This window comes from Haemophilus parahaemolyticus (assembly GCF_018373095.1).
Taxonomy (GTDB): Bacteria; Pseudomonadota; Gammaproteobacteria; order Enterobacterales; family Pasteurellaceae; genus Haemophilus_A; species Haemophilus_A parahaemolyticus_A.
This window is the reverse complement of sequence record NZ_JAHAHT010000112.1, coordinates 1-5442: the sequence shown is the minus strand read 5'-3', so window position 1 is coordinate 5442 and position 5442 is coordinate 1. Positions and strand designations below refer to the sequence as shown.

Annotated in this window: 7 protein-coding genes; 2 read left to right on the top strand and 5 right to left on the bottom strand. The window is 37.0% G+C overall.

The genetic code is table 11. The features are described 5' to 3' along the window. Positions 1 to 51 precede the first annotated feature (51 nt). Positions 52 to 1569 (top strand): exopolyphosphatase, encoded by a 1518-nt coding sequence (gene ppx / locus KH943_RS09075; RefSeq protein ID WP_304110295.1) that lies wholly within the window; start codon positions 52 to 54, stop codon positions 1567 to 1569. Between the two features lie 123 nt (positions 1570 to 1692). Here the strand turns inward: ppx and KH943_RS09070 are convergent, their stop codons facing one another. The 3 genes from KH943_RS09070 to ampD all read right to left on the bottom strand — a co-directional run bounded on the left by KH943_RS09070 (position 1693) and on the right by ampD (position 4242). Beyond that, positions 1693 to 3030, bottom strand: a complete 1338-nt coding sequence (locus KH943_RS09070; RefSeq protein WP_304110294.1) for a hypothetical protein — start codon at positions 3028 to 3030, stop codon at positions 1693 to 1695. A 232-nt stretch (positions 3031 to 3262) separates the two neighbouring features. Beyond that, positions 3263 to 3676, bottom strand: coding sequence for a Holliday junction resolvase RuvX (gene ruvX, locus KH943_RS09065; RefSeq protein WP_304110293.1), 414 nt, complete (start codon positions 3674 to 3676; stop codon positions 3263 to 3265). A 5-nt stretch (positions 3677 to 3681) separates the two neighbouring features. Further along, positions 3682 to 4242 (bottom strand): 1,6-anhydro-N-acetylmuramyl-L-alanine amidase AmpD, encoded by a 561-nt coding sequence (gene ampD / locus KH943_RS09060; RefSeq protein WP_304110292.1) that lies wholly within the window; start codon positions 4240 to 4242, stop codon positions 3682 to 3684. A 239-nt stretch (positions 4243 to 4481) separates the two neighbouring features. On the opposite strand from ampD, the gene KH943_RS09055 reads away from it, so the two are divergent. Then, positions 4482 to 4613, top strand: coding sequence for a hypothetical protein (locus KH943_RS09055; protein ID WP_304110291.1), 132 nt, complete (start codon positions 4482 to 4484; stop codon positions 4611 to 4613). Between the two features lie 34 nt (positions 4614 to 4647). Here KH943_RS09055 and KH943_RS09050 read toward each other — a convergent pair whose 3' ends face one another. Continuing rightward, the gene (locus tag KH943_RS09050) at positions 4648 to 5118 is read right to left on the bottom strand and encodes a redoxin domain-containing protein (protein WP_005631815.1); all 471 of its coding nucleotides are present in this window, start codon (positions 5116 to 5118) and stop codon (positions 4648 to 4650) included. A gap of 42 nt (positions 5119 to 5160) precedes the next feature. After that, positions 5161 to 5442, bottom strand: a 282-nt coding sequence (locus tag KH943_RS09045; protein WP_304110173.1) for a cytochrome c biogenesis protein CcdA, incomplete at its 5' end; no start/stop codon positions are given.

The window sequence follows — 5442 nt, the reverse complement described above, 5'->3', positions numbered from 1 at the left end:
AATCAAACCATTTTCTATATTTTCATATTTTGACCTTTTAAGGAAAGTTTAATGCCTGTGGAAACCCGAACTCCAGCCGAACAGCCTCGCGAATTTGCTGCTATCGATCTTGGTTCGAATAGCTTTCATATGATTGTCGCTCGAATTGTAAACGGTTCAATTCAAGTGCTCTCTCGCTTAAAACGCCGTGTTCGACTAGCAGATGGATTAGATGAAAATCGTATTTTAAATCAAGACGCAATGGATCGCGGACTGGCTTGTTTATCGCTTTTTGCAGATCGCTTGCAAGGTTTTTCAGCTGAAAATGTGAAAGTAGTCGGCACTTATACCCTCCGTCGTGCATTAAACAATAATGAGTTTTTGAAACAGGCTCAAGCTGTATTTCCTTTCCCTATTCAAATTATTTCAGGGCAAGATGAAGCTCGTCTTATCTATTCAGGCGTCAGCCATACCCAACCTGAAAAAGGCAGAAAATTAGTGGTGGATATTGGTGGTGGTTCAACTGAAATGACCATTGGTGATGATTTCACGCCCATTCGTGCCGAAAGCCGACATATGGGCTGTGTGAGTTTTGCTAAGCGCTTTTTCCCTCAAGGAAAGCTAAGCGAAGCACGCTTTCAATCAGCGTATCAGCTGGCGATGGAAAAATTAGAAGATTTAGAAACCGAATATTGTTCACTTGGATGGCAACATGTGTTGGGATCATCTGGCACAATCAAAACCGTTTCTAAAGTGTTAATTTCAAACGGTTTTCGTGATGGTTTGATTACCGAAAAACGCTTAAAAAACATTATTCAAGCCTGCCTAAAATTTGATTCACTAAAAGAAATTCAGCTTAAAGGTTTGATTGAAGAACGAGCTGATGTGCTTGTGCCAGGTTTGGCGATTTTATTGGCATTATTCCACACGTTCAAAATTGAAAGTATGCGTTATTCCGATGGAGCATTACGTGAAGGATTGATGTACGGCTTGGAAAAATATTTCCAAGTGGACGACATTCGCCAACGTACTGCACAGGCGTTAGCCATTCAATTCAATATTGATAAAGCTCAAGCTCACCGCGTTGAACATACAGCACTTTCGCTGTTTGACCAAGTGAAAACGTGGAAAAATCGCCATCAAGCAGTAGAGCTTCGTGAGTTGATCAAATGGGTAAGTTTATTGCACGAAATCGGGATCGTCATTAACCACAATAACGTAAACAAACATTCGGCATATATTATTTCAAATGCAACGCTAGCAGGATTTGATGATGAACAGCAAGAGTTATTGGCGACACTAATGCGTTTCCATCTGAAAGTCTTTAAAAAAAGTGATTTACGTAGTACCAGCCGTTATCAGTATCAAGATATTTTAACCTCATTGCGATTGCTTCGTTTAGCGGTGTTATTCAACCGTTCACGCCAAGCAAGCGTGATGCCAAAAGAGTTGAAATTACAAATTGACCAAAATGATTGGGCGTTGCAGTTTGAGGCAGATTATTTAGCTCAAAATCCATTAGTTCAAGCGGATTTATTAGATGAGCAAAAACAGTTGGCAATGATTGATCTCAAACTTAATTTCACATAAAGAACAAATATAATTTAAAAGGTATAACTTTTAACAGTTTTATAGCTATTTTGTTTACTATACCCAATAATTCAGAAAATTAAAAAAGGCGGAGTAACTCCGCCTTTTTGCCATTAGAGAAAATTATTGTTTTTGACCACCGAAAACGGCTTGATATTTATCAATATCAATATTATCAAATTTGCCTAATTTTCCAGTTTTTTCTGGAGATGTTCTTACATCTAGCTCACCTACCGCCTCAGAATAATCTTTTCCAGCATATTTAATATTATAGCCACCGATGCCAATTTGCTCTTTTCCTCGTTCAAAAGAAACATCTGATCCATGATGTGGATTGAAACCAACAAGCACAACATCCCCTATTGTCTTACTATTAATTTCCCCTCTTAGAGAACCTTTAGATTCGTTAGATAAATCAATGTTAAGCTTTATCTTACCATCTTCACGTGGTGACATAAGGAGTCTATCTCCATTATATGCGGCTGCCACGAGTGAACCTTGATAGGTAACCCTGCCATCATTACGCATAATCATATCATGAACGCCATTTTCATATTCACCTAATGATTTGTCTGGAATATAACCTGTATAGAAACCAGCTGTTGTAAGTGAATTAAGATCAGCTACAGGTGCCATCGGATTGCCTGTCACCATCCCGTAACTTGAATAAGGCTGATTAACAAACACATAATCAATTTCTTTACCGTTTTCTTTACCGTTTTCTTTACCGTTTACGGTGGTTTTACCTTTGTGTAAACCTAATGAATTCTTAGAAAGAGTATTTAAATCAAGAATCCCTTCGCCTAAAGGCTTATCATCAGATAATAGGCTAAATATATAATAAGGTTTGTCAGAATCAGAATCAGATTCACGAGCTTCATTTAAATCCACATTACGCCATTGTCCATCAGGCAATGTAGATGTAGCAATAAAATCATAATCTTTTGGCGTAATTACACTAACTGTTGGCTTAGTCGGCGGAACAACAATGTTTAAATCACTATTATCGCCATTTGCTCCTAGCACGGTTGGTTTTGTTGGTTGAGCTTCCTGACTTGACTGTTCTGGTTGAGACAGATTACTCGATTGTTCTGGTTGAGACGGATTACTTGATTGTTCTGGTTGAGACAGATTACTTGATTGTTCTGGTTGAGACAGATTACTTGATTGTTCTGGTTGAGACAGATTACTTGATTGTTCTGGTTGAGACGGATTACTTGATTGTTCTGGTTGAGACGGATTACTTGATTGTTCTGGTTGAGACGGATTACTTGATTGTTCTGATTTCTCTGTTTTTTCAGACTGAGAAGACTTAATTGGCTCTTCTCGTTTTTCTAGTTGAGAAGATCGAACAGGTGTTGATTGTGAAGCTGTAGCAGAACTATCAGAATTTGAACCACAGCTAGTTATACCTAAAGATACTAAAATCGCAAGAGCTGTTGTCTTAAAAGTTGGTTTCATAGATTTTCCTTAATTTAAGAGAAAAAGGGAGTGTTTTTATTAACATTTTCAAAAATAATAAAATAGGAAAAAACGTAAAATAATACCACTCTTAGTATTTCAGAAACATGTAATAAGTTTACTCAATTATAACAAAAAAATAAATGTATTCAAAACCGCTTTTTATCATGTTATGCTTTGATAAAAATTCTTTTTATTTATAGCATTCCTTTATTTTTAAAGTATTTATTTGTCAATTATTTTCAAACCAACTTTCTAAAATTAAACAAGCCGAAATTGAATCTACTTTATCTTTTTTCAGTGCTTTATAGCCACCACGTGCGAAAATTTCTGATTTAGCTTCCGCCGTGGTTAAACGCTCATCTTGCAATTCAACAAGTAAATTAAAACGTCCATTTAAACGATTGGCGAATGTTTTAGCTCGTTGGGTAAGGGGCTGTTCTGTACCATCCATATTTAGCGGTAGGCCAACAACTAAAAGATCAGGTTTCCATTCTTGTATGACTTTACCAATTACATCCCAATTTGGAATGCCATCTTGTGCTTTGAAAGAAGGCAAACCTTGTGCAGTGCCTGTAATGCTTTGCCCAACGGCACAACCGATGCTATAAGTGCCAAAATCAAAGGCTAAAACGGTTTTTGTCATTTATGTTATTCCTTGTTTATTTTTAATAATTGTCGGTAATAATCCCACGCAAAATATCGACCAGGATCTTGTTTTCGACCAGGTGAAATATGTTGATGTCCTGTAATTCGATCATCGCTAATGGCTGGATAAGCGGTCTGAATTGCTTGGGTTAATGCCACTAAGCTTTCATATTGAGATTGAGTAAAGGGCTGATTGTTTGAGCCTTCAAGCTCAATACCAATCGAAAATTCATTGCACTTTTCACGCCCTTCAAAATTCGATAATCCCGCGTGCCACGCCATATCGTTAAAATTCACATATTGAGTAATTTCACCTTGTCGGTTAATCAAACAATGGGCAGAAACACGTAAATCTTTAATCTCTTGGAAATAGGGATGGGCATTCGGATCAAGCTTGCCTTGGAAAAAATCATCAATAAAATGCTCTCCAAATTGTTCAGGTGGTAAGCTAATGTAATGAATGACCAAAAGCGAAATATCATCAATATTCGGGCGAGAGTTAAAGTAAATTGAAGGCACTTGTTTTTGATAAACTAAACTGCCATTTTTTAAGGTTAAATTCATAATGCTTGCCATGAAGTATCAATAACTTAATAAGAAAATTGTCATAAAATACCTGATTATTTCAGCAAGGTAAATAACCAGACAAGAAGTTAAACTATTCTTTGTTTTTTATCAAATTTCGCTTTTTAACTACTCTCTAAACGCACAGATTTTCTTCCGCTGGTAATGTTCAGGGCGATAGTTCAAGTGAGAGACCTTGATCGTCCATTGCAGCTAGTAGGACGTCAGCAGAGTTGTTGATGCATAATGATGGGTTTTGGCACAATCGTTTGATTGGCATGGGTAGTGAGTTTCCCCAGATTTCTCAAGCTATTGGTATAGCAGAAGCAGCAGAATTAGGCGTGTTAGGATGGCTAAAATCACAAAAATAGCAAAAGCGGCTTAAAAATAAGCCGCTTTTCATCATTATTTCCCTGCAAAAACTTTAATTTGCTCTGCCCCTAAATGTCCTGGTACGGTTTTTTTCAGGTTTAGATCGCTATCTAAAAAGAGATTGAACGGATAGCCACGCACTCTTGCTTTGTCAATGATTTCGCCTTTTTCATCTAAAAGCACCGTGATATTTTTATATTCCAATCCTTTGTACCATTCAATAAAATCAGCGGTGTCTTTTTCGCCTTTGTGATCGGGCGAAACAATGGTAATCACTTCAAAATTGCGATCTTTTTCCGCACTTAAATCATCAATTTCAGCTAATCCCGCCAAGCAAATTGGACACCAAGATGCCCACATTTTTACATACACGGGTTTGCCTTTATATTGGCTTAAAGTAACTGGCTGATTGTTTAAATCTTTGAGTTGCACATCCGCCAAATTAGTTTGTGCGAAAGCGTTTAGGCTGAATGCCATTAGAAAGATTGATAGTAGTTTTTTCATTGCTTTTTTCCTTTTATAGATTTCTTTTGTTGAGGTTATGTCTTACGAAAAATTATTCGTAATTAATAAAATACCCATCACGATAATTAAAATTCCGCCACCGATTTTAAATTTGTCTAAGTGTTTATTTAACCCTTTAGCACGTTTGAGCAAGCTGTCAGATAAGAACGAAAACAGTACAAAAGGCGTTGCTAAACCAAGTACATAAACAAACATCATTGATGCACCGTAAAGTGCGGATCCTTCATCGCCTGATAACGCTAACACAGAAGCCAGAATCGGGCCAATACAAGGTGTCCAACCAAGACTAAAGGTTAAACCAAG

Bases quoted from the DNA above. Each gene is read 5' to 3' on its own strand.
- ppx (WP_304110295.1), top strand. From the start codon at position 52: ATGCCTGTGGAAACCCGAACTCCAGCCGAACAGCCTCGCGAATTTGCT.
- KH943_RS09070 (WP_304110294.1), bottom strand. From the start codon at position 3,030: ATGAAACCAACTTTTAAGACAACAGCTCTTGCGATTTTAGTATCTTTA.
- ruvX (WP_304110293.1), bottom strand. From the start codon at position 3,676: ATGACAAAAACCGTTTTAGCCTTTGATTTTGGCACTTATAGCATCGGT.
- ampD (WP_304110292.1), bottom strand. From the start codon at position 4,242: ATGAATTTAACCTTAAAAAATGGCAGTTTAGTTTATCAAAAACAAGTG.
- KH943_RS09055 (WP_304110291.1), top strand. From the start codon at position 4,482: ATGCATAATGATGGGTTTTGGCACAATCGTTTGATTGGCATGGGTAGT.
- KH943_RS09050 (WP_005631815.1), bottom strand. From the start codon at position 5,118: ATGAAAAAACTACTATCAATCTTTCTAATGGCATTCAGCCTAAACGCT.